Here is a 219-nt window from a genome sequence, read left to right as displayed (position 1 = left end):
ATGGTCCGGCTGATTATTCTCCTGACAACGTCCCTTATCACCCTGAATATGTGGCGCCTATCTCTTTGGATGGATACAAGGAAGGTTCTTTCTGCATGACGCTTGGTTATCCGGGAAGTACGGAACGTTATCTTTCTTCGTATGGTATCGAAGAGATGATGAATGGAATCAACCAGGCAATGATTGATGTGCGGGGAGTAAAACAAACGGTTTGGAAAC

At 45.2% G+C, this 219-nt stretch carries 1 protein-coding gene; it reads left to right on the top strand.

What is annotated here, in order from left to right:
• On the top strand, positions 1-219 hold a 219-nt coding region (locus HJW02_RS13425; protein ID WP_208050744.1), incomplete at both ends, for a S46 family peptidase.

The sequence above is a fragment of the Akkermansia sp. GGCC_0220 genome (genome assembly GCF_017566105.1).
Classification (GTDB): domain Bacteria; phylum Verrucomicrobiota; class Verrucomicrobiia; order Verrucomicrobiales; family Akkermansiaceae; genus Akkermansia; species Akkermansia massiliensis.
Note: the sequence above shows the minus strand (reverse complement) of the source record. Positions and strands in the feature narration are given on the sequence as shown.